This window comes from Poseidonibacter antarcticus, from assembly GCF_003667345.1.
Classification (GTDB): Bacteria; Campylobacterota; Campylobacteria; order Campylobacterales; family Arcobacteraceae; genus Poseidonibacter; species Poseidonibacter antarcticus.
Map to the genome: position 1 here is coordinate 139750 of NZ_RCWF01000004.1, position 24955 is coordinate 164704.

The following is a 24955-nucleotide window of genomic DNA, read 5'->3' on the forward strand; positions in this document are numbered from 1 at the left end:
ATAACTAAAATATTATATGTGCAAAAATTGCAATAATAGGTAGTGAAATAATAGTTCTTAAAAGAAAAATCATTAATAATTGAATAAAATTAACAGGTATTTTTGTACCTAAAATTAATCCTCCAACTTCTGACATATAAATTAATTGAGATACAGATAAACATGCTATTACAAATCTAGTTAGATCTGATTCAATAGATGCCCCAATAATTGCAGGTAAAAACATATCTGCAAAACCAACCATAATTGTTTTTGACATTTCTACAGCATCTGGAATATTAAGTAACTCAAGAAATGGAATAAATGGCATACCAAGGTAAGTAAATAAGTCTGTTTCTTCTGCAACTATAAGTCCTAATGTACCAATAGCCATTACAACAGGTAATACTCCTATCCACATATCTAAAACATTTTTAAATCCATCATTTAAAAATGAAAAGAAACTTGGACTTTTTTCTGCTCGTTGAGCTGCTTTTTGTAATCCATAAGTAAAAAGTGTTTTTCCTTTTGGAAGTGTTTCATGATCTCTATCAAGATTATCTTTTATATAAACATTATCAATCTTAGATAAAGGCATTAAACGAGGTATAATAAAAGCACAAGCGATACCACATAAGGCAACAACACCTACCATATGCATAAAATAGCTCTCAAGTTTAACTTGTGAAATAACAACCAAGCAAAAAGTAATTGATACAGCAGAGAAACTTGTTGCAATAACAGCGGCTTCTCTTTTTGTATAAAATCCACTTTCAAGTTGTTTATTTGTTAATAAAACACCAATAGTCCCATCACCCAACCAAGAAGTTAAACAATCCACTGATGATCTACCTGGTAAACCAAATAAAGGTCTCATAACCTTACTTAACAATACTCCTACAAATTCTAATAAACCAAAATCAAGAATTAACGGTAATAATACTCCAGCTAAGAAAAATACTATAAATAAAACTGGCATTAAATCATTTAATAGTAAGCCTCCTGTATTACTTGAAAAAATGATTTCATAATCATATTTTAAATAAGTAACTAAAACAAAAAATGCACCAAGTACTCTAGTTGATGCCCAAAAAAGTGAAACATTAAATAAATTATTTAGAAATACATTTTTTATAATAAAAGATGGTTTAAAAATCTTTGTATATAAAGTACCAACAAGAGTTGTCATTATCGAAATAACAACAAACAAAGGTAATAATTCACCTAGAAAAGATTGTATATAATCTTTTATTACAGCAATAGGGATTGTAAATCCCTTAGCATAACTTACAAACTCACCATCAATGTATGCAAGAGGAAATATAAATATCATTATTCCAATCATTGAAGGAATGAAAAACTTTAAAAATTTATTTGCAGTAAGAATATATTCTTTTTCTTCTAAGAACTGCGCTTGTGTATTAATATTTGATTTCATATAATTTCCTTTTATTTTTAAACTAAATCATTAAAATATTAATAATTGCTTAATAGAGAATGTGTAACTTTCTCTAGAATCTTAAATATTCGTGTAGAATCATCTTTTGAATTATTATAAAGTGGATTAATCTCTGCCATTTCCCAACAACATACTTTCTCATTCTTTATTAATTCTATATTCAACTGCATTGCCTGTTCATACGATAATCCATTATTCGCTGGAGTTCCTGTTCCTGGCACATATAATGGATCAACACTATCTACATCAAATGAAACATATATATGGTCACAATATTCAAGCTTTTTAAATATCTCTTCTACTGTTGGTCCTATTCCTTTATGTGTTATTTCTTCTACTGTATATAAAGGTATTTTATGTTTTTTAATTAAGGCCATTTCTTCTTTTTGGTAATCTCTTACTGCACAAAAAACTATATTTTCAGTTTTTATTGATCCTTCATCTGAAGCCATAAATTTTAATTTATTCCAATATTCTATTTCTTTATCTGTTAATTCATTCTTTTGACATTCTATATTATCTATTGCACAAGCCATGGCTAATGGCATTCCGTGCATATTTCCTGAACCACTTGTATATGGAGAATGTATATCTGCATGTGCATCGATATATACAACTCCTATTTCTGAATTTGGATGTGCCATTTTTAGTCCATGCATTGTTCCTGCACAACTTGAGTGATCTCCTGCTAAAATAATTGGAAACTTTTTATCTTCTCTAAGTTCTTTAACTTTATATGCCAAACTTGAAATTATTGAATCAATTTTATCTGCATGTTTTGCATGTTTAAATTCAGATGCTATATCACTTTGATTCTCATCTCCAATACTTTCTATTTGTAATTTTTCATAATATTCAGAGTTTAATTCTTTTGAAGATTTTCTTAAAGCATCAATCCCTAAAGATGCTCCCTTTCTATGTCCTGCTATATCAGAATATACTTCTACTACTTTTACATTTTTTGATGTTTCTAACATTATTTTGCCTCCACTAAAGAAAATAAATTCTTTACATTATCTAATTGAGGAATAAAGTTCATTTCTTTACCAATTTTTAATTCATTTGATAAATCATAAATTAATCTTAAAACAGAATAGTCTTCTATTGCAAATCCTACTGAATCAAAAACAATTGTTCCATGAGTATCAACATTAATATTTTTCTCACCTCTTATAATTTCATATAATTCTGGACAAGTAAAATCTTTAGCTAATTGTTGTATTTCACCTTCAATTTTACATTGCTCTAAAAATTCACATACTACTGTTGAAGATTCTATAAGTTCTTTTTGAATTTCTGTTTTACCTGGGCAATCTCCACCTATTCCATTAATATAAACATCACCTTCTATCATATCTTTTGTTAGGACTGTTTGATATCTTTTATCTGCTGTACAAGTGGTAATAATATCTGCACCCTTAGCTGCATCTTTTGAATCTTTACATCTTATAATTCTTATATCAAACTGTTTCATATTATTTTCAAATTTATCCATAGCTTTAGGATCTGTATCAAAATATCTAACTTCTTTTAAATCAAATATTTGACTAAATGCTAAGTATTGAAATTCACTTTGAGAACCTGTTCCAATAAGTGTTAGAACTTTTGAATCTTTTTTTGCTAAGTATTTTGCTGCCATTGCTGAGTTTGCAGCTGTTCTAAATGCTGTTAGAAGTGTCATTTCACTAAACATTAAAGGTTCACCAGTACTAACTTCTGATAGTTGACCTGTTGCCATTACTGTCATTTTATTTTGTGCTGGGTTTTTTGGATGTCCATTTACATATTTAAACGTATATAATTTATTATTTGATATTGGCATTAATTCTATTACTCCACCATCCACATGATTTGCAACCCTTGGTGTTTTATCAAAACTTTCCCAATTTGAATAATCTTCTTCTAATGTTTTTATCAACATTGAATAAAATTTTTTATATCCTATTGTTTCTACTATACTTTTTATATCTTCTATTTCTAATACTTTCATTTATTATTCCTTTTTATTTTGAGTGATTGTATTAACGACATATACTTCTTTCCTTTTATTTAAATTTAAATAGTAAGGATTGTCATTTTTTGATTGGTAATATCATGTATTAGGAAGATATAGAATTTATTTGTTTCACTTTTAATCCTTTAAATTAATTAGTTTTTTAATAAATTTAAGGTAGCGTTACAGTACAGATTTGTCTGTTAGAAGGGAAAGGATGCACCGCCAAGTAACTCCTTTCCCTTTGCTTCTTAAATTAACCAGTAATACTTAATCTTTTGAAAATATTATTTTCAATTTATTTCTTTTCAATTACATAACAACCTACACTCCATTCTCCTATATTTTCAATTATATTTACTTCTCCACCAATAAATTTAGTATTTATTTTCTCGTATTTTGAAGAGGTTTCATCAAAAGCAATTAATAATTCATTTATTCTTTCTTTTGCTTTAATTCTTGCTTTATTAGAAATATCTAAATAAAAAGCAAAAATTGCATATTCCAAAGTTGAATCTGATATAATTTTACACATAGTTTCTATATCATTTAAATACTCTTCTTTTACATTTCTTACTCCGTTTCGCACAGAAATAATAACTTTAGCAATAGAGTCTCGATTTGTCTCATGATCAAATCTTTCATCAAGTGTAATACAAAAAGTTCTATCTGCAATTTCTTTATTTTTCATAAATGATTTATATTCATCTGGATTTGAAAGGGAATATTTTAATGTATCTGCAATTGTTGCATCAATAAATATCTCAGGTAAAATACTTAGTTTTGATATTTCTTGTGAAATATGAATTGATAAAAAATTACTAGGGGCATAAGAAAGATATAGTTCTTCCCCTGTCCATAATGAAAAATTCTTTCTTGCATTTAAAATACCTTTTTGTACACTTTGCAAGACTTCTTTTTTTTCTGGGAAAGGATTCATATTTATCTAACCTTTGTATAGTTTTCATCAACTTCTTGAACAAGACCACTTTCAAGAAAGATATCTTCAATTAACTTATTTTTTGAAATATTTAATGACTTACTTAAAGTATATAAAGCATCATCAATATTTTCATCTATTTTAATACTTAATTGAACAACTTTTTTCTTTTTTTTAGTTACTGAATTTTTATCTATTACTCGTTGAATAACTACTCTATCATTATTTCGTAATGCCATTGTAATCCTAATATTTTTTAGTAATACTAGTAGTATTACTAAAATTTGATTTAATATTTTTGCACAGTTAAAATTAAAATAAACTTAAAAAATAAGCCTAATTATCTATCTTTTAAGCTAATTTAATGAAATTTCTAAAATAAAGTACAAATGCTACTTTAATGCTATTTTAGAGTAATTTATGAAAAATTAATAGTTTATTTTATTTTATATTTTTTAGTAAGAAATAAGCAAAATTTATAAGATAAAATTTGCTTATTTTTATTTAATAGACTAGTTAATTACTTGATGTAATTTAGAACATTCAGACAGTGAAATATCAGAATCAATATTATTAACAATTTCTTGATGACTATAAATCCGTGCATTATAAACATAGATAAATAATTCATCACCTTTTTTTAGAAAGTTTCTTTTTCCAAATTGGCTATATGCAGTAGCACCAGATGCAATTAATATTCCTTTTGCATCTTTAGCATTAGTCATAAATTGACTTATCTCTTCCAATGGTCCGCAATCTTCTTGAGTATTAAACTTATCAATCATCCAATCTTTTAATTGAGTAAAAAAATATGAATAAGATTTAACTGCAGAAATAGTTCCATAATTATGGATTTTTCCATCTCTTTTTATAAAAGAAGAAAGATGATATTTACTTAAAATTCCATTTTCTGTAAAGTTATCAATTTTGATAAACTCTTTTGAAATACCTTTTGTATTACTTCCCCAATTTTTCTTTGTACTTAACTTTTTACCATCTTGTACTCTTAAAGAACAGTCATTAAAAGCTGAAACATATCGAGGAATGATATCTATTACTTTTTTATTTTCATAAATAAAATCACAAATTAGTCCAACTTCTGGTTCTGCTTGAATTTTATCTTCTTCTCTATTATGAGTTGAAATAGTTTTATCAGATATTGGGTAAGTGCTTAAAAAAGAATCATGTCCTTTTATATAAAAAGGAAATAAACCTTTGGGAGCATCTTTTTCTTCTGTTTCTATAACAGAGAATTCATCAGCTTCTCCTGCTTCACCTAAATGTCCTGCAAAATTTCCTGCAACCGCAAATCCTAAATAATCTTTTAAATCATTTAATTGCATCTGATTTTCCTTTATTCTTCTTAATTGAAATTCTTCGCTCAAATAACTCATCCATATCATCATGAATTATTGAATCTATATCTAAAAATATTAATTTATCTTTATTTAACTCTTTTACATTTTTTAAACCCATAACAGCAAGTAAACTTTTCATACTTTTTAAAACATTTGCATGATAATTTCTTACATATTCTGAGTGTTTTTTTACAAAGTAATATTTTCTTTTTTTAATATCTTGAGTTGCAAGTCCTACAGGACATTGATGTTCACCTGCACCTGAGCAATATCGAGCTCTAATACATCCAGCACTCATCATAAATCCACGTGCTATTTGCACGAAATCAGCTCCAAGACTTAAAGTAATAATTACATCATCAGGAGTAAGGATTTTTCCACTAGCACTTATTCGCACTTTGTCTCTAACACCATAATCTTTTAATACCTTATCAACTAAATATAAAGCATCTCTAATATCCATACCAATTCTCTCCATCATATCTAATGGTGCTGTAGCACTTCCACCACTTCCACCATCAATAGAAATATAATCAGGGAAAGACAAACCTAAATCAGATCTTCTTTTAATCTCTTTTGCAATTGGAACTATATTATTATAATCAGAGATTACAATTTTAATACCAACTGGTTTTCCTGAAGCTTTTTGAAGTTCACCAATAAAATCAAATAACTCTTCTGTTGTATTTGCATATGGAAATCTATTTGGAGAGAATGCATCTTTATTTGCTTCTATATTTCTATAATATGCAATTGATGGAGTTACTTTTTTTGCAATTAGTTTTCCACCTGTTTGCTTTGAACCTTGTGCTATTTTTATTTCAGTCATTTTACAAAAGCTCATTTGTTTTTTATAACGTTCCATATCAAATTTACCATCTTTTGTTCTTACACCATAAAGTCCAGAACTAATTTGTAATATAATATCTGCCATTTCTTCTGGAACATCTTTAGGAAAGTTTTCAAGAGGGGCATCCCAATTTGGTCTATAAAAGCATTCTTTATCTTTATTAAAAACATAGGTATCTGCTTCTAAATCTTTTTTAAATACAAGTTTTCTATAAAAATCTACAGCAACAGGTTCATTAAAAAATATTTTTGCTAATCTAAATATTTTATGTTCTAAAGCATTTCCTTCAACTTCTTTCATATATTTTTTATCATATTTATAATGAGTTACAAAAAAGTTAGTTGTTAATCCACCCTCACCTGAATTAATAGGAAATCCTCCCATTTTTGCACCATATACAAATGCTCGTGTACCTTCAGGTGAAATTGATCCATCACTCATAGGAGCTCTAGCAATTACAGAATTAGATATAAAAGGTGTTCTTCTATTTTCACCAAATGTAACAGAAAAATCATTATCCACTTCATTATCATTTAAAACAATATTCGTATGTCTTAGCATAAACTTTGGTTTAGGTAATGGTTGAGCGGGTGAAAAAGAAGAGAAATTAATTTTATCTCTTGCTGCATTATAAACCCAATCTAATTTATCCATAGATTCGTAAAATTTTTCATCCCCAAAATATTGTCGAAAAGGTTCTCTAAACTCTTGAAAGACAAATCTCAATCTCCCAATTATTGGATAGTTTACTAATATTTGATGTGTTCTTTGTACATATTTATCATGTATATACCATGCAAGTATAATTATTATTAAACTTAAGAATATTGTTATTCCAGTTGTCATATTATGTCCTAATTGATTTTATTTTTTTAAGATTGTTTATATAAAAAGTAGTATGGAATTAAAAGTATATTATTCAAAGCTTGCAGCCTATTCATAAATTCAGGAAGCATATTTTTAGACTGCAAGATTTAAATAATAAGAGAGATAAACTCTCTTATTAAAATATTACTTTAATCCTCTAGCACCAATATTTCCATATCTATGGAATGAGTGTGAGATTGATTGCTCAATAAAGTAGTTAAGAAGTTCTAATCTTCCTTCCATCATTGGTTTAGCTCTTACTATAAATGTTAAAGTATCAGCAGATTTTTTAAATACATTTTGTGGTACTTTTGATATATCTGAATAAATTACTCTATCAAATTTATCCATAATCTTAATCATTTCATCATTTGTTTGAATAACTAATCCATCTCTTGGTCCAAATAACTCTTGGGCATTTGCTAAGAATGATTGTATTTCATCATTATTTTCAATTGAAACTTTAAATCTAACACCTGATACTTTAGCTGCTAATATTCTTGAAACTACTTCAAATAATGTATCCTCACTTGATACTCTTATTAGTACATTATCTAAAGGTAAGTATCTAAAGTTATTATCTTCACCTCGAACTTTTGAATAATCTTTAGATTGTGAAAATTCATTTTCAAAGTTTTCATAATATGATTGTAAAGCCACAGATAATTTTTCAAAATCTTGCTTTTCATTTTGAACTTTTGCACAATTTTCAATAAATCTTGTCAAATCTGTATTATATTTTTTTGCAACTTTTGGAGTTTTTGTTTCTTTTACTTCAATAAATTGAGTGATATAATTATAGAAACCTGCTTTTCTTCCTGCACCAATTGCTGATTTTCCCATTCCACCAAATGGTTGTCTTAATACAATTGCACCTGTTGTTCCTCTATTTACATAAAGGTTACCAGCTTTAAGGTTTTCTTTCCAATATGTTACTTCTCTTTCATCTAATGATTCAATTCCTGAAGTTAATCCATAACCAGTTTCATTTACAATTTTCACTGCATGTTTTAAATCACTTGCTCTCATAACTGCTAAGACAGGACCAAATAGCTCATTCATATGAATAAAGTTACCTTCTTCAACTCCCCATTTTATTGATGGTTTTAGCATATAAGGATTATTATTTTCAAAAGATGGTTTTAAAGCCCATGTTTCATTTCCTTCAAGCTCATTAATAGCACGTTCTAGGTTACCACTTACTTTATTTGCTAATGTTCCAATTCTATTTTTAAAGTCCCAAATAGAACCCACATTCATAGAAGAAGCAGTATCTATTAAAGCTTTTTTAAATGATGCATCATTATAAACTTCATCTTCTAAAACTAAAAGTGAAGTAGCAGAACATTTTTGACCTGAGTTTCCAAATGCACTTTGACATACATTTTTAACTGCTTGTTCTCTATCTGCCATATTAGTAACAATAGTTGCATCTTTTCCACCAGTTTCAGCTGATAAGAATAAATCATTTCTAGCTTTTAACATAGCACTTGCTGTATCTTCTCCACCTGTTAAAATTAAGAAATCAACATCTTTATTAGGAATTAAATACTCACCTGCTAATTCACCTGGACAAGGAAGGAATTGTAAAGTATTTTTTGAAATTCCAGCTTCCCAAAAACATTTACACATTTCATAAGCACAAAGTGCAGCAGCAGATGCTGGTTTAATAATTACTGTATTTCCAGCTGCTAATGAAGCAGAAACTCCACCAACTGGAATGGCAATAGGGAAATTCCAAGGAGGAACAACTACACCAACACCTTTACCTTTTACACTTAAATTCTCATATCCATCAAAGTGTCTAACAGCATGAGAATAGAACTCAATAAAATCAATTGCTTCTGATACTTCCACATCAGTTTCTGTAAATACTTTACCAACTTCAGCAGCTGCAACACCTATTAAATCATCTCTTTTTTCTCTAAACTTAATTGCAGCAGCTTTTAGTGCTTCATGTCTTTGTTCATTTGTTAAATCTCTCCAACCATCTATATCAGCCTTTGCAACTTCAACAGCTTTTTGAATATCTTCTTTTGTAGCAAGTGCAAATCTTCCTGCTAAGATACCATCTTCAAATTGTGATTTATCAATAGCATCATAAATTTTTCTCTCACCAATTAACTCAACTCCACCAATAACAACAGGTGCAATTGTATGAACAGTATTTTTAGTATTTTTCCATTTTTTTACAATATTTTTTGCCCATACTTGATTTTTTTCTAAAATAAAATCAGTATCAGCTTCAGCATGGTAAGAGTTTGTATCATAAGATGAATTTGAGAAATCTTCCCATTTTTCATCTAATCTATTTTGTGTTCTTTTTGCACCTACGAAAGATGTTTTTTCAACTTCAAAAGATTCTCTAAAAAGTTTCTCTTGCATTTTCCAATTACTTGAACCAACAGTTAATCCAAATGAATATCTAATAAAGTTATCAGGTCCTGTATTTTCATCAAGTCTTCGAACTAAATATGCAATTGCATTAGTAAACTGTTCTTTTGATGCAGTTGGTGCGTATAAAATTACACTTTTAGAAATCTCTTTTACAGCAAGTCTTGCTGCATCACTCATACCTTCTAACATTTCTATTGTATGAAACTCACTTGTTCCAAATTCTTGTGCAAGAGTTGTTGCATAAGCTTGATCAAAAAGGTTATGCGAAGCAGTTCCTATATGCATAAATGGTGCATTTTCTTTTAAAAGTGCATATCTTGCCATTCTTTTATAGTTTGAATCTGTATCTGCTTTGTCAATGTATGTAACCATTTCCCAATGTTTTTGAGAGGCTTCTGTTTCTTCCATTTCCATATTAGCACCTTTTACAAGTCTAAACTTAATAGCAGATCCACCATTTTTTACTCTATTTCTTGCCCAATCACATAAATCTTTTTGCCAAAGGTGTGAATCTGGTAAGTAAGCTTGTAATACAATTCCTGCATAATAATTTTTAAATTGAGGTTTTTCTAATGTTTTTTTGAATACTTCAACTGTAATTGCTAAATCTCTATACTCTTCCATATCAAGATTAATAAACTTATCTCTTTTTTCACCTGAATTTGTTGTATATTGATTTTTTTGTGCTGCTTCATAAATTTTTGTAAGTTTTTCAACTAATACTTCAACTACATTATCAAAATTTAAAGGATTTATTTGTGAAAAAATAGTAGATATTTTAATAGAAATATAATCAACATTAGGATTTTCTAATGCTTTTATATATTTTTCCATTCGCTCACTAGCTTCTTCTTCACCAAGAACAACTTCTCCAATTAGATTAATATTTACTCTAGTACCTTCTGCTTTTCTTTTTTGAAGATGTGCATTAAAAATATCATCTTCACCTTTAATTACAACAGTTTTTGTATCTTCTCTAATTTGATTTACAAATAAAGGAACAGAAATATTTGGTAAATATTTACCTATATTTTGGAATAAATATAAAAGTGTTTTATCTTTTGTTGTAAAGAAATGTGCCATTCCATGTTTTTCTAATAAAAAACATATTTGGTCAGCAATTCTAGCATTTGATTGTGCTCTAAAACATTGATCCATTAACTCTATTAAAAGTGCTTTATCTTTGGGATGCTCAAGCATCTTATTCATTTTTACATAGAATTCTCTATCAAAATCACTTACTAACTGTGTTGCTCTATTTTGCCATTTTTCAGCTAGTTTTACTGCTGAATTTATAAGTTCTTGTTCTTTTTTCATTTTAAATCCTTAAAATTAATTTGTTTTTAAATAAATTTCAAGTAGCTTAGTGCCAGGCTTTTGGTCTGAGATTGAGGGGAGATGCCGCCAAGTAAATTCCCTCAAGCTACTTTTCTTCAACGTTTTTTAACTAATGTTTTTTTCCTAAATATGCTTCTTGAATTGTTTTAGAATTTAATAACTCATCAGCTGTTCCTTCATGTGTAATTTTCCCAACTTCTAAAACATAAGCCCTATCAGCTAATTTTAAGGCTGCTTTTGCATTTTGTTCTACTAATAAAACAGTCACACCAGATGACGCGATTTCTTTAACTGCTTTAAAAATAGCTTTAATTAGAATCGGAGCAAGTCCTAAAGATGGTTCATCAAGGATTAATAGCTTTGGTTTAGACATAATTGCTCTACCAATTGCTAACATTTGTTGCTCACCACCTGAAAGTGTTCCTGCAAGCTGTTTTTTTCGCTCTTTAAGTCGTGGCAAGATGTCATAAATCCATTCTAATGTTTCTTTATCATGATCTTTTAATGTATAAGCACCCATCATTAGATTTTCTTCTACTGTTAAAATTCCAAATACTCTTCGTCCTTCTGGTGAATGAGACATACCTAAAGATACAATATCATGAGCTTCACATTTAGTAATATCATTTTTATCAAAAACAATACTTCCTGATTTTGGTTTTAAAAGACCAGATATAGTTTGTAAAGTTGTAGTTTTCCCAGCACCATTAGCACCTAAAATAGTAACCACTTCACCACGTTTAACATGAAGACTAATACCTTTAATAGCAGAAATTGCTCCATAAGATACATGAAGGTCTTTTACATCTAATAATATTTCATTATTTACCATTACGCTTCCTCCTCATCGTCATCTGTTCCAATATATGCTTCAATAACTCTTGGATCATCTTGAACAAATTCTGGTAAACCTTGAGAAATTTCTTTTCCAAAGTTAATAACAGTAATATAATCTGTTAATTTCATTACCATTTCCATATCATGTTCAATCATCATAATTCCAAGACCCATTTCTTTAATCTTTAAAATTATATTTGTTAACTCAATTGTTTCATTTTCATTAAGTCCCGCTGCTGGTTCATCTAAGATTAAAATCTCAGGATCTGCAGCTAATGCTCTAGCCATTTCAATTTTTCTTTGGTTACCGTAAGACAAATCTCCTGCTGGAGTATCTGCATATGCACTTAAACCAAAAAATTCCATTAGTTCTTCAACTTTTTTCCAACAATTTAATTCATCTTTTCTATAAGCAGATGTATGAATAATTGAGTGATACCATTTTTGTTTTGACTTTGTATGAGTTCCTGCAATAATATTCTCAGCAACACTCATTTCTTTAAATAATCTAATATTTTGGAATGTTCTTAAAACTCCTCTTTGAGCAATTTTATAAGGTTGCATTCCTGTAATATCTTCACCTTTATATTTAATAGTTCCTTTTTCAGGAGTATAAATACCTGTTACACAGTTAAAAAGTGTAGTTTTCCCAGCCCCATTTGGACCAATAATTCCATAAATTTGACCAGGTTTTACTTTAATTGTTAAATCATCAATTGCAACTAAACCGTGGAACAATTTTGAAACATTTTCAATCTCTAATACATATTTCATTATTTACTCCCTTTTTTAGCTACATTTTTCTTTAAAAATTTTGGGATATTTCCAAATTTTGCTGGCCATACACCATTTGGTCTTAAAATCATAGTTAATACCATTGCCGCACCAAAAATTAAATATCTTGATTCTTTAAACTCTGTAAATAACTCAGGTAATACAAACATTACAAAAGTTCCTATTATAATTCCAGGAAGTGAAGCAGATCCACCAACTAAAACAATAGCAAAGAACATAACAGATTGCATAAAGTTAAATGACTCAGGACTAACTGCTGAATACTGAATAGCAAATACAGCACCCGCAGCACCTGCAATTGCCGCACCTAAAGCAAAGGCAAATAATTTGTAATATGAGATATTAATTCCCATTGATTTTGCTGCTATTTCATTTTTATTTATATAATATAATGCTCGTCCATACTTTGAAGTATCAAGGTTTCTAATAATTAATAATGTAACTAATAATAAACCAAAGGCAATATAATAAATTGCTGTATCAGAGAATAATTCATATCCAAAAACTCTTACAACATCAATTCCAAAGATACCATTTGGACCACCTGTTAAACCAAATACATCATTTGATAAAACTTGTTCAAAAATAATATTAAATCCAATAGTAGCAACTAGTAAATAATCACCTCTTAAATGAATGATTGGACCAGCTAGTAATATTGAAAAAATTACTGGAACAATAATTGCAAAAGGAAGAGTATAAATAATCTCCATTCCAAAATGTACATTTAAAATAGCCGTTGTATATGCACCCATACCAAAGAAAATAGCATGACCCATATTGAAGATTCCTGCTCGTCCTAGAATAATATCTTGAGAAAAAGCAACAACTGCAAATACTAAAAATGTAATACCAATACTTAACCACGCTGAGTCAACTAAAAACGGAAAAACTGCCATGATAGCTATAAAAGCTACGGCTGTAAGTGTAGTTTTATTCATTATACTTTCTCCGCCGTTTTTTCACCAAGTAATCCAGTTGGTCTTATAATTAAAATTACTATAAGTAAAATAAATGTAAATGTTTCAGCCCATTCAGTTGAAATATAACCTGAAATCATTGCATTGAATAATCCAAGTAAAAGGCCACCTAGCATTGCTCCTGGAATTGAACCAATTCCGCCAATAATTGCAGCGATAAATGCATTTAATCCATAAAGCCAACCCATATCAAATGTTAGACCTCTATAATAAATACCAATAAATAAACCACCAATTGCTCCAAGCATAGAACCCACAACAAAAATAATTACAATGATTCTATTAACATTAATACCCATTAACTTTGCAGCATCTTGATCTATTGCAGTTGCACGAATAGCCGTACCCATTTTTGTTTTATTAATAAATGTATAAAGTGCTATCATTAAAACAGCTGATAAGGCTAAAATCACTACTTGTGTAAATGAAATAATTACACCACCAAAATTCCAAGAAGTTGCGGGGAATACGTCAGCTGGAAAAATTTCCATATTAGGACCCCATATCAACATAATTGCATTTTGTATTACTAAAGAAGCTCCAAGTGCTGAAACAACAGCACTTAACCTTGGTGCCGTTCTTAAAGGTCTGTATGCAAGACGCTCAAGAAGAACACCCACAAAAGCTACAACTATTGCTGTTAAAGAAAATACTATTACAATATTTACTAAAGACAATGCATTTGAACCATAAAATTGAGTAAAAATAGTAAGTCCTACATAAGCAGAAAAGGCAACAAGGTCACCGTGTGCGAAGTTAATTAACTTCATCACACCGTAAACCATTGTATAACCTAAAGCTACTAATGCATATAAACTTCCTACTGTTAAACCATTAATTAACTGTTGAAGAAAAGTATCCATTATTTAACCTTATTTATTCAGAAACTACTGATTTTGTACCATCATTCTTCATTTTATAAACAACGAATTTAGCACCAACTCTTTCACCATCTTCTCTAATGTTAAAAGGACCTGTAATTCCTGGAAAATCTTTCATATCATTTCTAATATAATCAGAAATTTTCTTAGTATCAAAAGATTTAGTTTTTTCAACACCTTCAATAATCGCTCTTAATCCATCTGCATTTGTAACTGGCCAAATTGATGGAGGATTCATTTTAAATTCTGCTTTATAAGCTGCAAGATATTTTTTTGCTACTTCGTAAGGTAAAATTTCTGGAGTTGGGAAGTTAATTAAAACAGTACCTTCAGCAGATTTACCAGCTAATTTATAGAAATCAGGATTATCATTTGAATCACCACCAACAAAATCAGCATCAATTCGTAATTGTGTTTGTTGAGCTTTTAATAATCCACCATCAGTATAATAACCTGAATAATAAATTACATCTGGTTTCATAGCTTTAACTTTTGTTAACATTGCTGTAAAGTTTTGAGTACCTGATTTGATTTTCCCTCTAAATACTACATTTCCACCAAGAGCTTTAATTGAAGCTTCTGTAGCATCTCCTAAACCTTCTGAATAAGAAGAATAATCAGATAAAACTACAATATTCTTATATTTTTTAGTATTTACCATATATTCAGCTGTAAAATCACTTTGTGCAGAATTTGGAAATGAGTTTCTAAAGAAAGTCCAATATTTTCTTTTAATTAAAGCATCACTTGTACCATCACTTGTTTGTAAAACTTTATTTCTATAGTATGTAGTTTGAGCAGCTTCAGTTGCTCCTGAAGTATATGAACCAATTACAGCAATAACACCAGCATTAACTAACTTTTTAGCACAAACCGCAGCTTTTTGAGCTTTTGCTTCATCATCACAAGTAACAACTTCAATTTGTTTACCTAAAAGTCCACCTTGGGCATTTTTTTCTGCAACAATTAACTTAACAAAGTTTTCAATACTTTGACCTTCATTTGCATACTTTCCAGTAATTGGTGCTTGAACACCTATTTTAACAGTATCCGCAGCAATTAGTGAACTAGCAACAATTGCACTTAGTGCTAATGCACCTGATAATTTTTTTAAATTCATTTTTTCTCCTTAGTTTGAATTAAATTTTAGTTTATATTGTAGGCTCAATAATATAACAACCTACACACCATTCACCGATATTTTCGATTTTTTTGATGTCGCCTCCTTTAAAACTTGATTTTAAATTTTTATATGAATAGACTATTTCATCAAATGCTTCAATAATCTCTTCTAATCTTTTTTCACTTTTTTTTCTTGCAGTATTTGAAATATCTAGGAAAAAAGCAAAAATAGCATAATCCAATGATGATTCATCTGCTTTATCTCTTTGAAGTAATTTACACATTTTATGAATATCATTTTTATATTCAATTTGTGCATTTCTTACACCATTTCTAATGCTCATTATCACTTTTGAAATTGAATCATTGTCACCTTTATGCTCAAATCTCTCATCAAGAGTTAAACATACTACATCTTGTACAATATTGTGTTCTTTCATAAACCATTTAACTGCATCTCTTTTTGGTAAAGAACATCTTAGTATATCAGCAATTGTTGCATCTATGAAAATTTCTGGTGCATTTTGCAATTTTGCAATTTCTTGAGATACATGAATTGTTAAAAATTTTGGAGGTCCATAAGATAAAAATAATTCATCTGAAGTCCAATTAGTATAATTTTCTTTAGCAATTGTAATTCCTTTTATAACAGAATCAACAATTTTATCTTGGCTTGGGAACTTATGCATTAGTATTCCTCACCTAAATAATTTTCATCAACTTCTTGTATGATTCCACTTTCAAAAAGAATATCTTCAATAAGTTTATTTTTAGAAATATTTAATGACTTACTTAATATTAAAAGTGCTTTATCTAATCTTTTATCTATTTTAACAGTAAGTTGAGAAATTTCTTTCTTATTACCTTTGATATGATTGTTAATTACCTTTTGAATAACTGATCTTTTATTTTTTTGTTTCGCCATTTGTATATCTTCTTTACTAATTATATTTAGGTAGTACTTTTTGTACTACTATATTTTCTTTAGTAATTATTTCTAATATAAACTTAATTAAAACTTACAATAATAACATATTTAGTATATAAAATAAACAATTTTATAAAAAACCTTAATTTGCTACTTTAATGCTACTTTTCTATTGTTTTTTGATAATTTAAATTTATTTAGAAGTTTTAATTTGCTGTATTATTAGACCAATAATAATAGTAGATAATCCAATGATAGTAGATATATATATTTCTTCACCAATTATAAAATATATAAAAATTAAAGATATAAATGGAGAAATAAAAATAAGATTTGCAATTTTAGCTGTTGATATTGCACTTTGCATTGCCTTTAGCCAAAAGAAAAAAGTTAAACCCATCTCAAAGACACCTACATATATTGCTGCGATTAAACCTGATAAAGAAGGAATTTCTAAGGGTTGAGTTAATAAAAAGAAAATTACTATTATAGGAAGTGATAATATAAAGTTAGAAAATAAACCAACTATTGGGTCAACCTTTGCTTTAGTATTTAATATCCAATACATAGACCATAATATTGTAGAAAAGAGTGCTAATAAAACCCCATTAATATCAGAAAAATTAAGAGAAAAAGGCTCACCTTTTGTTGAAATAATTAATACACCAAAATAACAAATAATACCTGCAACAATATCACTTAGTGTAATTTTTTGTTTTAAAAAAATGACTGAAAGATAAGTTAACATCAATGCCCAAGTATAATTTATAGCTTGTGCTTCTTGAGCAGGAAGAATATCATACGCTTTAAATAAAACTATATAATATAAAAAAGGATTAATTATTCCAAGAAGTAGTATTATTTTTAGATTTGATTTAATATGATTTTTTACATCATTCATTTTTTTTTGATAAGTAATAATACTAAAAAGAATAATTGTTGAACTAAAAGTAGCATAAAGAACTAGTTCATAAGGGCTTAAGTATTGTAAAGCAATTTTAAATGCAGTTGCTACTGTAGACCAAAAAAAGATTGCAGTTAAGGCATATTTATATGCTAAAGATTGAGATTGGATACTTTTACTTTATTTTTTATTTTTAATCTTTTTATAATACCAAAAACCTAGTATTGCTAATAAAAATAAAACTGTTATTATGATATATCTTAAATACTCTTTTATTAAAGCTTGATTATCACCTAAAAAATATCCTAAAAGTGTTAAAATCACAACCCAAATAGCAGCACCTAAAGTTGTATATATCGAAAAAGTCAATAAATTCATCCTTGCAAGTCCAGCTGGAAATGAAATATATTGTCGAACAGCAGGAATTAGTCTTCCTGAAAAAGTAGAAATATGTCCATGTGATTTGAAGAAATCTTCCATTTGTTTAATAGTTTCTTCTTTTATAAAAAAGTATTTACCATATTTAATTAAAAATTTTCTTCCAAATTTAACTGCTAAAAAATAGTTAAATAATGCGCCACTAAGTGAGCCTGCAATACCACACAAAATAACAATGTAAATATTCATTTCACCTTTAAAAACTAGATAACCAGCAGGTATCATAACAACTTCTGAAGGAAAAGGGAAAAAAGAACTTTCCAAAAACATCATAATAAAAATACCAATATAGCCTAAACTACCAACAGTTTGGACAATAAAGTCAACAATATCATGAAGCATAAGACACCTTTATTTAATTAAATTTTTCCATTTTAAAATAGAATCATTTATAAGCTGAAATATCTTTTCTTCACTAGGTTCTATTTCATCAAAATAATCTGATACGATTTTTAGTATATAAAAGTCTTGAATATTTTCTTTACAAGTTTGTTTAAAGAATTCTGCTTGTTTATCAACAAGTAAGGTATCTAAGTTTTCATCAGTTTGCAATGCTTTCTCAATAGTAGTAACATTTGCAAAATTAAGTCCAGAAATAAATCTATTAGTACAAAAAAGTGTTCCTAATGCAATTGAACCATCACTACATGATGCAATACTTAAATCAAATGCTTTAGAAATTTGGAAGTTTTTAAATATATAATTTAAAGATTCTAATATTTTTTCTTTACTTACAGCAGAAACTATAAGTATTAAATCATCATTAGAATAAATTGTATTTTTGTGTGGGTTAGTTAATTCTTTTAAATTAAAAAAATTAACTATAGGTTGAGCTTCATTTAAAGAAGTAGTATGAATTAATATTTTGGACATATTAATCAACAATAGAGCCTAAGCTCTAAAGTTTACTATCTTTTAAGTTCTTTAATTCTTGCAGCTTTTCCTCTTAATCCTCTTAAGTAATGTAATTTAGCTCTTCTTACTCTACCTCTTCTTAATACTTCAAAAGTTTTAATTGAATCAGAGAATAATGGGAAGATTCTTTCAACACCAACAGAGTTAGCACCAATTTTTCTTACATTGAAAGTTGCAGAAACACCTTCACCATGTCTTGCAATTACGATACCTTCGTAAGTTTGAACTCTTTGTTTTTCACCTTCTTTAATCTCAATACCAAGTCTTACTGTATCACCTGCTCTAAATTGAGGGATTTCTTTTGACTCTATTTGTGCTGTTTCGAAACTAGCAATATATCTATTTTTCATCGTTTTTCCTTGTTAGGTCTATAATATTTTGTCTTACACTTGGACATGTGGTTTTTTAAGTCGGAAATTTTACTATGATTTCCCTTTAGAAATTCTTTAACGACACTTAAATTTTGGAAAATTTCAGGTTTAGCAAAAGATGGTGCTTCTAAAAGTTGATTTTCATAACTCTCAACGTCTAAGGATTGGGCGTTTCCAAGAACTCCTTTAACATTTCTAGAAATTGCATCAGACATTATTAAAGATGGTAATTCTCCACCTGTTAATACAAATTCTCCAACAGAAAATACTTCATTTGCATACTTTTCTATGACTCTTTCATCAATTCCTTCATATCTTCCACTTACAAAAACTATGTTTTTTTTCTTTGCTAATCGCTTAGCATCATTTTGCCTAAAAACTTTCGCAGCAGCTAATGGAAAAATAATATAAGCATCTTCATTTTCTTCTTTAATTTTATCTAAACAATCAAATAAAGGTTGGCAAGTCATAAGCATTCCTGCTCCACCACCTACCATTTGTTTATCAACTTTTAAATGTTTATTTGTGGTAAAATCTCTAGGATTATAAAATTCATAAGATATAAAATTTGAATCAACTGCTCTTTTTAGAATTGAGTCTTGAAAATATGGCTCTACTAAATTTGGGAAAAGTGTAACAAATGTAAACTTCAAAATAAAATCTACCTTTTTTATTGGAATAATACCATATTTCCTTTTATTTATAATTAAGCATTAATGATTTAAACTTCGCAATAAATTTTATATTAAGGTTTTTCTTTGAAACTACTAAATGGTTTTGGTAAAAAGTATTTTTCATTATCTGCAATACAAGCTTACTCATTAGCTACACAATTGCATAGTGTAATTACATCTACAAAAAATCATATAAATAAAAAATCTTTACTATCTTTTGAAAATGATGATGAGGAAGAAGCTCCTCCAAGTTTACAAGAGAATCTATTACTATGTCTTGTACTAAATAAAAAACCGTGTCATTGTGAATGCTTCTTTAGAAGAAGAACTGCACTAGCTATTACACTATTTAAATTTATCCCAAGATGTCCATTTTATAATACTTTTTTCGCTTTTAGAAGAACAGGCGTACACCCTCCTTTTGCATAATTTAATTTAAATTTTAAAAAATAAATCAAAACAAAACTATACAAAAAAATAAATTATTAATAACAAGGATTAGTTATGCAAAAAAATTATGTACTAGGATTTCCAAGAATTGGAGAAAAAAGAGAACTTAAGAAAGTTTTAGAAAAATATTGGTCAAAACAAGTAGACTTTAGTGAAGTTAAATATGTAGCACAACAGTTAAAAAAAAGACACTGGAATTATCAGAAAAAAGCAAATGTTGATTTTATATCATCAAATGATTTCTCATATTATGACAATATGTTAGATACTACTATTCTTTTAGGAGCAATTCCAAAAAGATTTGAAAACCTTAAAGATGAAGAATTATATTTTGCAATGGCAAGAGGAAATGATAATTGTGTAGCAATGGAAATGACAAAATGGTTTAATACAAACTACCATTATATAGTTCCAGAAATTTCAAAAGATACAACTTTTAAATTAAATAGTAAAAAAGTAATAGAAGAATACAAAGAAGCAAAAGAATTAGGAATAAAAACTAAAATCAATTTGATCGGTGCAATTACATATTTAGGACTTTCTAATAATCTTGATAATAGTGATAAATTTTCACATATAAATAATGTAGTTGAAGTATATAAAGAATTATTATCTCAAATATCTGAACTTGAAGATGATGGAGAAATTGTAGTTCAATTCGATGAACCATTATTTGTAAAAGATTTAGATTCAAAAGTTTTATCATTAATAAAAAGAGTTTATGATGTTTTAGCAAATGTTTCATCAAATATTAAAGTTGTTGTTTCTACATATTTTGAGCATTCAAATGAAGCTAGTAAAATATTAGTAAACACTCCAATTTGGGCTCTTGGACTAGATTTTATTCATGGAAGTAAAAACATTGAAGCTTTAGAATTTATTAAAAATTCAAATAAAGTTTTAATAGCAGGTGTTATTGATGGAAGAAATATCTGGAAAAGTAATTTTGAAGAAAAAGTAGAACTTCTTGAAGAAATTTCAAAAGTTATAAATAAAGACAATATTATAGTTTCAACATCATCATCTTTATTACATGTTCCATTTACTTTAAGTTATGAAGAAAAATTAGATACTGAAATAAAATCTTGGTTAGCATTCGCAACTGAAAAATTAAAAGAGTTATCACTTATTTCAAAACAATTTTTTGGTTTAAACTTAACTTTAGAAGAAAGTTCAAGTATAAAAAGAAATATTGAAGAAAATAAACAAAGAAAAATTTCAACAAAAATTCATAATATTAAAATTCAAAAAGAATTAGAAGATTTAAAAGTCTTTCAAAGAGTTGATAAATTTGAAGACAGAATAAAAGTTCAAAGAGAATTTTTTAAATATGATTTCTTAACAACTACAACTATTGGTTCATTTCCTCAAACTCCACAAATTAGAGAAAATAGAAAAAGTTATAAAGCTAATCTTATTTCAAAAGATACATATGAAGAAGAAATAAAAAAATATATTGATGATTGTATTTCATTTCAAGATGAAATAGGATTAGATGTTTTAGTTCATGGAGAGCCTGAAAGAAATGATATGGTTGAATATTTTGGTGAAATGTTAGATGGTTTTGCATTTACACAAAATGCTTGGGTTCAATCTTATGGAAGTAGATGTGTAAAACCACCTTTAATTTATGGAGACATAAATAGAGAAAATCCAATGACAGTTGAATGGATTAAATACGCACAAAGTAAAACAAAAAAAATAGTAAAAGGAATGTTAACAGGTCCTGTTACAATTTTAAACTGGTCTTTTGTAAGAGATGATAAACCAAGAAGTCAAGTTGCACAACAAATTGCACTTGCTATTTCAAAAGAAGTTGATGATTTACAAAATGCAGGAATTAAAATGATTCAAGTTGATGAAGCAGCATTTAAAGAAGGTTATCCATTAAGAATTGAAAATATCAAAACTTATGAACAATGGGCAGTTGATAACTTCAAACTTAGTATTTCACCCGCAAAAATTGATACACAAATTCATACACACATGTGTTATAGTGAATTTAATGACATTATTAAAACTATAGAAGCTATGGATGCAGATGTAATTTCAATTGAAACAGCAAGAAGTGGAAATAGACTTTTAAAAATATTTAAAGAAGTAGGTTATAAACAAGAAGTAGGTCCTGGTATTTATGATATTCATAGCCCAAGAGTTCCGAGTGTAAAAGAAATGGTAAATCAAATTGAAGAATTATTAGAAGTTTTACCAAAAGAACAATTATGGATAAACCCAGATTGTGGATTAAAAACAAGAAAATGGCCAGAAGTAAAACAAAGTTTAAAGAATATGGTTGAAGCGGTACAAATTGTTAAAAAAACAAATTACTAGAGCTAAATGCTCTAGTAATTAATAATTTTCCCTAAAGCTTTAATTATGATAAAACATATTTTAGGTAAAATTGCGAAACTAAAATAAGAAAAGAAAATATGATTACATTAAATGACATAAAAGAAGCGAAAAAAAGATTAACAGGAACTGTTTTAACTACACCTTTAGTTAAGGCTCCTATTTTAAGTAATGATTTAGAGGCACAAATATATTTAAAAGAGGATAACTTACAACTTACAGGAAGTTTTAAAATTCGAGGTGCTTTTAATAAATTAGCAATGATGGATGACAGCAGAAGAAAAAATGGTGTGGTTGCAGCTAGTGCAGGAAACCATGCACAAGGTTTAGCCTTTGCTGCAAAACATTTCGATTGTGAAGCAACTATTTTTATGCCAGAAGCTACTCCCCTTACAAAAGTAAGTGGTGTAAAATCTTATGGTGCAAAAGTAGTTTTAATAGGTGAGAATTTTGATGAAGCATACGCAAATGCTACAAAATTTGCAGAAGAAAATCATAAAGAGTTTATTCACCCATTTGCTGATGATGCTGTAATTGCAGGTCAAGGAACAATTGCCTTAGAGATTTTAGAAAAAATTGAAGATATGGAACATATAATTGTTCCAATTGGTGGTGGTGGTCTAATTTCAGGAATTGCAATTGCTGCAAAGGAAATAAATCCAAATATAAAAATTACAGGTGTTGTTGCATCAGGTGCACGAGGTATGAAAGAATCTTTTGAAGCTAGAATGCCTATTGATTCAGCATCAGTTAAAACAATCGCAGATGGAATTGCAGTTCGTGATGTAACTCCAAAACTATTAGACTTTATATTAGAATATGTAGATGATATTGTAGAAGTAAGTGATAATGAAACTGCTAATGCAATTTTATTCTTACTTGAAAAACATAAACTTGTTGTTGAAGGTGCAGGAGCAGTTGCAACTGCTGCAATTATGCATAATAAAGTTGATATAAAAGATCAAAAAGTTTGTGCAATTGTAAGTGGTGGGAATATTGACGTTACAATGTTATCTCTTATCATTGATAAAGGTTTAGTAAAATCTTTTAGAAAAATGAATCTAATCGTAACACTTATGGATAAACCAGGTGCATTAATGCATTTAACAAATGTATTTGATGAGTGTTCTACAAATATTGTACAAATAGATTATGATAGAAACTCCGTAAAACTGGAGTTTGGTGAAGCACATGTAATAATTGCACTTGAAACTAAAGGTGATGAACATCAAAAAGCTATTAGAGAACATTTGAAACAAAATGGCTATAGATTCAAACAAATTTAAATTAATTTAAAATCTTTATATACTTTTTAGATAATAAATCATATAATAGGTAGATAATTTAGTATTGAGAAACAAAAAAAAAAGGAAGAAAATGGAAGGAAGACTATTTACGTTCTTGGGATCAATTGGTGGTCACGGTCAAGAATGGATCATCTTATCACACTTTGTCCTAGTGATAGGAATAGTATTTTTAATAGCACGATCAGCTACAAAAAGATTACAACTAGTACCTAGTGGTTCACAAAATGTAATGGAAGCATTCATTTCTGGAATCATTGCTATGGGTGCTGATACTATGGGTGAAACAAATGCTAGAAGATATTTACCATTAATTGGTTCTTTGGCAATAGTTATATTTGTTAGTAATATGATTGGAGTTATTCCAGGATTTGAAGCACCTACTAGTAACATCAACTTTACTTTATCACTTGCATTAATAGTATTTATTTACTATAACTATGTAGGTATTAAAATAAATGGTTTCTTTAACTACTTTAAACATTTTATGGGGCCAATGCCTGTATTAGCACCATTAATGTTTCCTATTGAAATAATTTCTCATATATCAAGAATTATTTCATTATCATTCAGACTTTTTGGTTCAATTAGAGGTGATGATATGTTCCTAATGGTACTTTTAATGTTAGTACCTTGGTTATTACCTCTTCCTGGGTTCTTCTTATTAACTGCTTTTGGTGTCCTACAAGCATTTATCTTCAGTATATTAACTTATGTTTATATTGCTGGATCTGTTATGATGGCAGAGGAAGATCACTAGAACTTTTAGTTTTCTTAATATTTAAAAGGGATGAGTTTTTACTCATCCCTTTTTTTATGTCTAAAT

24 protein-coding genes are annotated in these 24955 nt (G+C 28.2%); 4 read left to right on the forward strand and 20 right to left on the reverse strand.

Going from position 1 to position 24955, the window contains the following annotated elements:
• Window positions 1–4: 4 nt before the first annotated feature.
• The 20 genes from D9T19_RS06940 to trmD all read right to left on the reverse strand — a co-directional run bounded on the left by D9T19_RS06940 (window position 5) and on the right by trmD (window position 20005).
• Window positions 5–1417 carry a YjiH family protein gene (locus tag D9T19_RS06940; protein ID WP_121627502.1) on the reverse strand — a complete coding sequence of 471 codons (1413 nt, stop codon included), beginning with the start codon at window positions 1415–1417 and terminating at the stop codon, window positions 5–7.
• 38 nt (window positions 1418–1455) lie between these two features.
• Entirely contained in the window at window positions 1456–2415 is a 960-nt protein-coding gene (locus D9T19_RS06945; protein ID WP_121627503.1) for an arginase, read from the reverse strand.
• Window positions 2415–3428, reverse strand: a complete 1014-nt coding sequence (ocd, locus tag D9T19_RS06950; protein WP_121627504.1) for an ornithine cyclodeaminase — start codon at window positions 3426–3428, stop codon at window positions 2415–2417. Before ocd ends, D9T19_RS06945 begins: the two co-directional genes overlap by 1 nt.
• A 301-nt stretch (window positions 3429–3729) precedes the next feature.
• Complete coding sequence (locus D9T19_RS06955; protein ID WP_121627505.1) at window positions 3730–4371, reverse strand: hypothetical protein; 642 nt, start codon at window positions 4369–4371, stop codon at window positions 3730–3732.
• A gap of 2 nt (window positions 4372–4373) precedes the next feature.
• Entirely contained in the window at window positions 4374–4610 is a 237-nt protein-coding gene (locus tag D9T19_RS06960; RefSeq protein WP_121627506.1) for a hypothetical protein, read from the reverse strand.
• A gap of 273 nt (window positions 4611–4883) precedes the next feature.
• On the reverse strand, window positions 4884–5714 hold the full coding sequence (locus tag D9T19_RS06965; RefSeq protein ID WP_121627507.1) for a DUF5718 family protein: 831 nt from the start codon (window positions 5712–5714) through the stop codon (window positions 4884–4886).
• Window positions 5701–7425: an FMN-binding glutamate synthase family protein gene (locus D9T19_RS06970; RefSeq protein ID WP_121627508.1), complete on the reverse strand. Its 1725-nt coding sequence runs from the start codon at window positions 7423–7425 to the stop codon at window positions 5701–5703. The genes D9T19_RS06965 and D9T19_RS06970 overlap by 14 nt, the downstream gene beginning before the upstream one ends.
• A 165-nt stretch (window positions 7426–7590) precedes the next feature.
• Entirely contained in the window at window positions 7591–11160 is a 3570-nt protein-coding gene (locus D9T19_RS06975) for a proline dehydrogenase family protein (RefSeq protein ID WP_121627509.1), read from the reverse strand.
• 130 nt (window positions 11161–11290) lie between these two features.
• The gene (locus D9T19_RS06980; RefSeq protein ID WP_121627510.1) at window positions 11291–12013 is read right to left on the reverse strand and encodes an ABC transporter ATP-binding protein; all 723 of its coding nucleotides are present in this window, start codon (window positions 12011–12013) and stop codon (window positions 11291–11293) included.
• Window positions 12013–12792 (reverse strand): ABC transporter ATP-binding protein, encoded by a 780-nt coding sequence (locus D9T19_RS06985; protein ID WP_121627511.1) that lies wholly within the window; start codon window positions 12790–12792, stop codon window positions 12013–12015. The genes D9T19_RS06980 and D9T19_RS06985 overlap by 1 nt, the downstream gene beginning before the upstream one ends.
• The gene (locus tag D9T19_RS06990; RefSeq protein ID WP_121627512.1) at window positions 12792–13754 is read right to left on the reverse strand and encodes a branched-chain amino acid ABC transporter permease; all 963 of its coding nucleotides are present in this window, start codon (window positions 13752–13754) and stop codon (window positions 12792–12794) included. The genes D9T19_RS06985 and D9T19_RS06990 overlap by 1 nt, the downstream gene beginning before the upstream one ends.
• Complete coding sequence (locus D9T19_RS06995; RefSeq protein ID WP_121627513.1) at window positions 13754–14656, reverse strand: branched-chain amino acid ABC transporter permease; 903 nt, start codon at window positions 14654–14656, stop codon at window positions 13754–13756. Before D9T19_RS06995 ends, D9T19_RS06990 begins: the two co-directional genes overlap by 1 nt.
• Before the next feature lie 13 nt (window positions 14657–14669).
• Window positions 14670–15794 (reverse strand): branched-chain amino acid ABC transporter substrate-binding protein, encoded by a 1125-nt coding sequence (locus tag D9T19_RS07000; protein ID WP_121627514.1) that lies wholly within the window; start codon window positions 15792–15794, stop codon window positions 14670–14672.
• Window positions 15795–15825: 31 nt separating this feature from the next.
• A complete protein-coding gene (locus D9T19_RS07005; protein ID WP_121627515.1) occupies window positions 15826–16485 on the reverse strand; it encodes a hypothetical protein in 660 nt (219 codons plus the stop codon).
• Window positions 16485–16721, reverse strand: coding sequence for a hypothetical protein (locus D9T19_RS07010; RefSeq protein WP_121627516.1), 237 nt, complete (start codon window positions 16719–16721; stop codon window positions 16485–16487). Before D9T19_RS07010 ends, D9T19_RS07005 begins: the two co-directional genes overlap by 1 nt.
• Before the next feature lie 196 nt (window positions 16722–16917).
• Window positions 16918–17799 (reverse strand): DMT family transporter, encoded by an 882-nt coding sequence (locus D9T19_RS07015; RefSeq protein WP_121627517.1) that lies wholly within the window; start codon window positions 17797–17799, stop codon window positions 16918–16920.
• Between the two features lie 9 nt (window positions 17800–17808).
• Complete coding sequence (locus D9T19_RS07020) at window positions 17809–18408, reverse strand: DedA family protein (RefSeq protein WP_121627518.1); 600 nt, start codon at window positions 18406–18408, stop codon at window positions 17809–17811.
• Window positions 18409–18417: 9 nt separating this feature from the next.
• Entirely contained in the window at window positions 18418–18939 is a 522-nt protein-coding gene (locus D9T19_RS07025) for a hypothetical protein (protein WP_162984555.1), read from the reverse strand.
• A gap of 35 nt (window positions 18940–18974) precedes the next feature.
• A complete protein-coding gene (rplS, locus tag D9T19_RS07030) occupies window positions 18975–19331 on the reverse strand; it encodes a 50S ribosomal protein L19 (RefSeq protein WP_121627520.1) in 357 nt (118 codons plus the stop codon).
• Complete coding sequence (gene trmD, locus D9T19_RS07035) at window positions 19328–20005, reverse strand: tRNA (guanosine(37)-N1)-methyltransferase TrmD (RefSeq protein ID WP_121627521.1); 678 nt, start codon at window positions 20003–20005, stop codon at window positions 19328–19330. The genes rplS and trmD overlap by 4 nt, the downstream gene beginning before the upstream one ends.
• A gap of 105 nt (window positions 20006–20110) precedes the next feature.
• Here trmD and D9T19_RS07040 point away from each other — a divergent pair, with 105 nt between their 5' ends.
• The 4 genes from D9T19_RS07040 to D9T19_RS07055 all read left to right on the forward strand — a co-directional run bounded on the left by D9T19_RS07040 (window position 20111) and on the right by D9T19_RS07055 (window position 24889).
• Complete coding sequence (locus D9T19_RS07040; RefSeq protein ID WP_121627522.1) at window positions 20111–20455, forward strand: hypothetical protein; 345 nt, start codon at window positions 20111–20113, stop codon at window positions 20453–20455.
• A 75-nt stretch (window positions 20456–20530) separates the two neighbouring features.
• Window positions 20531–22807, forward strand: a complete 2277-nt coding sequence (metE, locus tag D9T19_RS07045) for a 5-methyltetrahydropteroyltriglutamate--homocysteine S-methyltransferase (RefSeq protein WP_121627523.1) — start codon at window positions 20531–20533, stop codon at window positions 22805–22807.
• 98 nt (window positions 22808–22905) lie between these two features.
• A complete protein-coding gene (gene ilvA, locus D9T19_RS07050) occupies window positions 22906–24111 on the forward strand; it encodes a threonine ammonia-lyase (protein WP_121627524.1) in 1206 nt (401 codons plus the stop codon).
• Between the two features lie 91 nt (window positions 24112–24202).
• Window positions 24203–24889 carry a F0F1 ATP synthase subunit A gene (locus D9T19_RS07055; RefSeq protein ID WP_121627525.1) on the forward strand — a complete coding sequence of 229 codons (687 nt, stop codon included), beginning with the start codon at window positions 24203–24205 and terminating at the stop codon, window positions 24887–24889.
• Window positions 24890–24955: the final 66 nt, after the last annotated feature.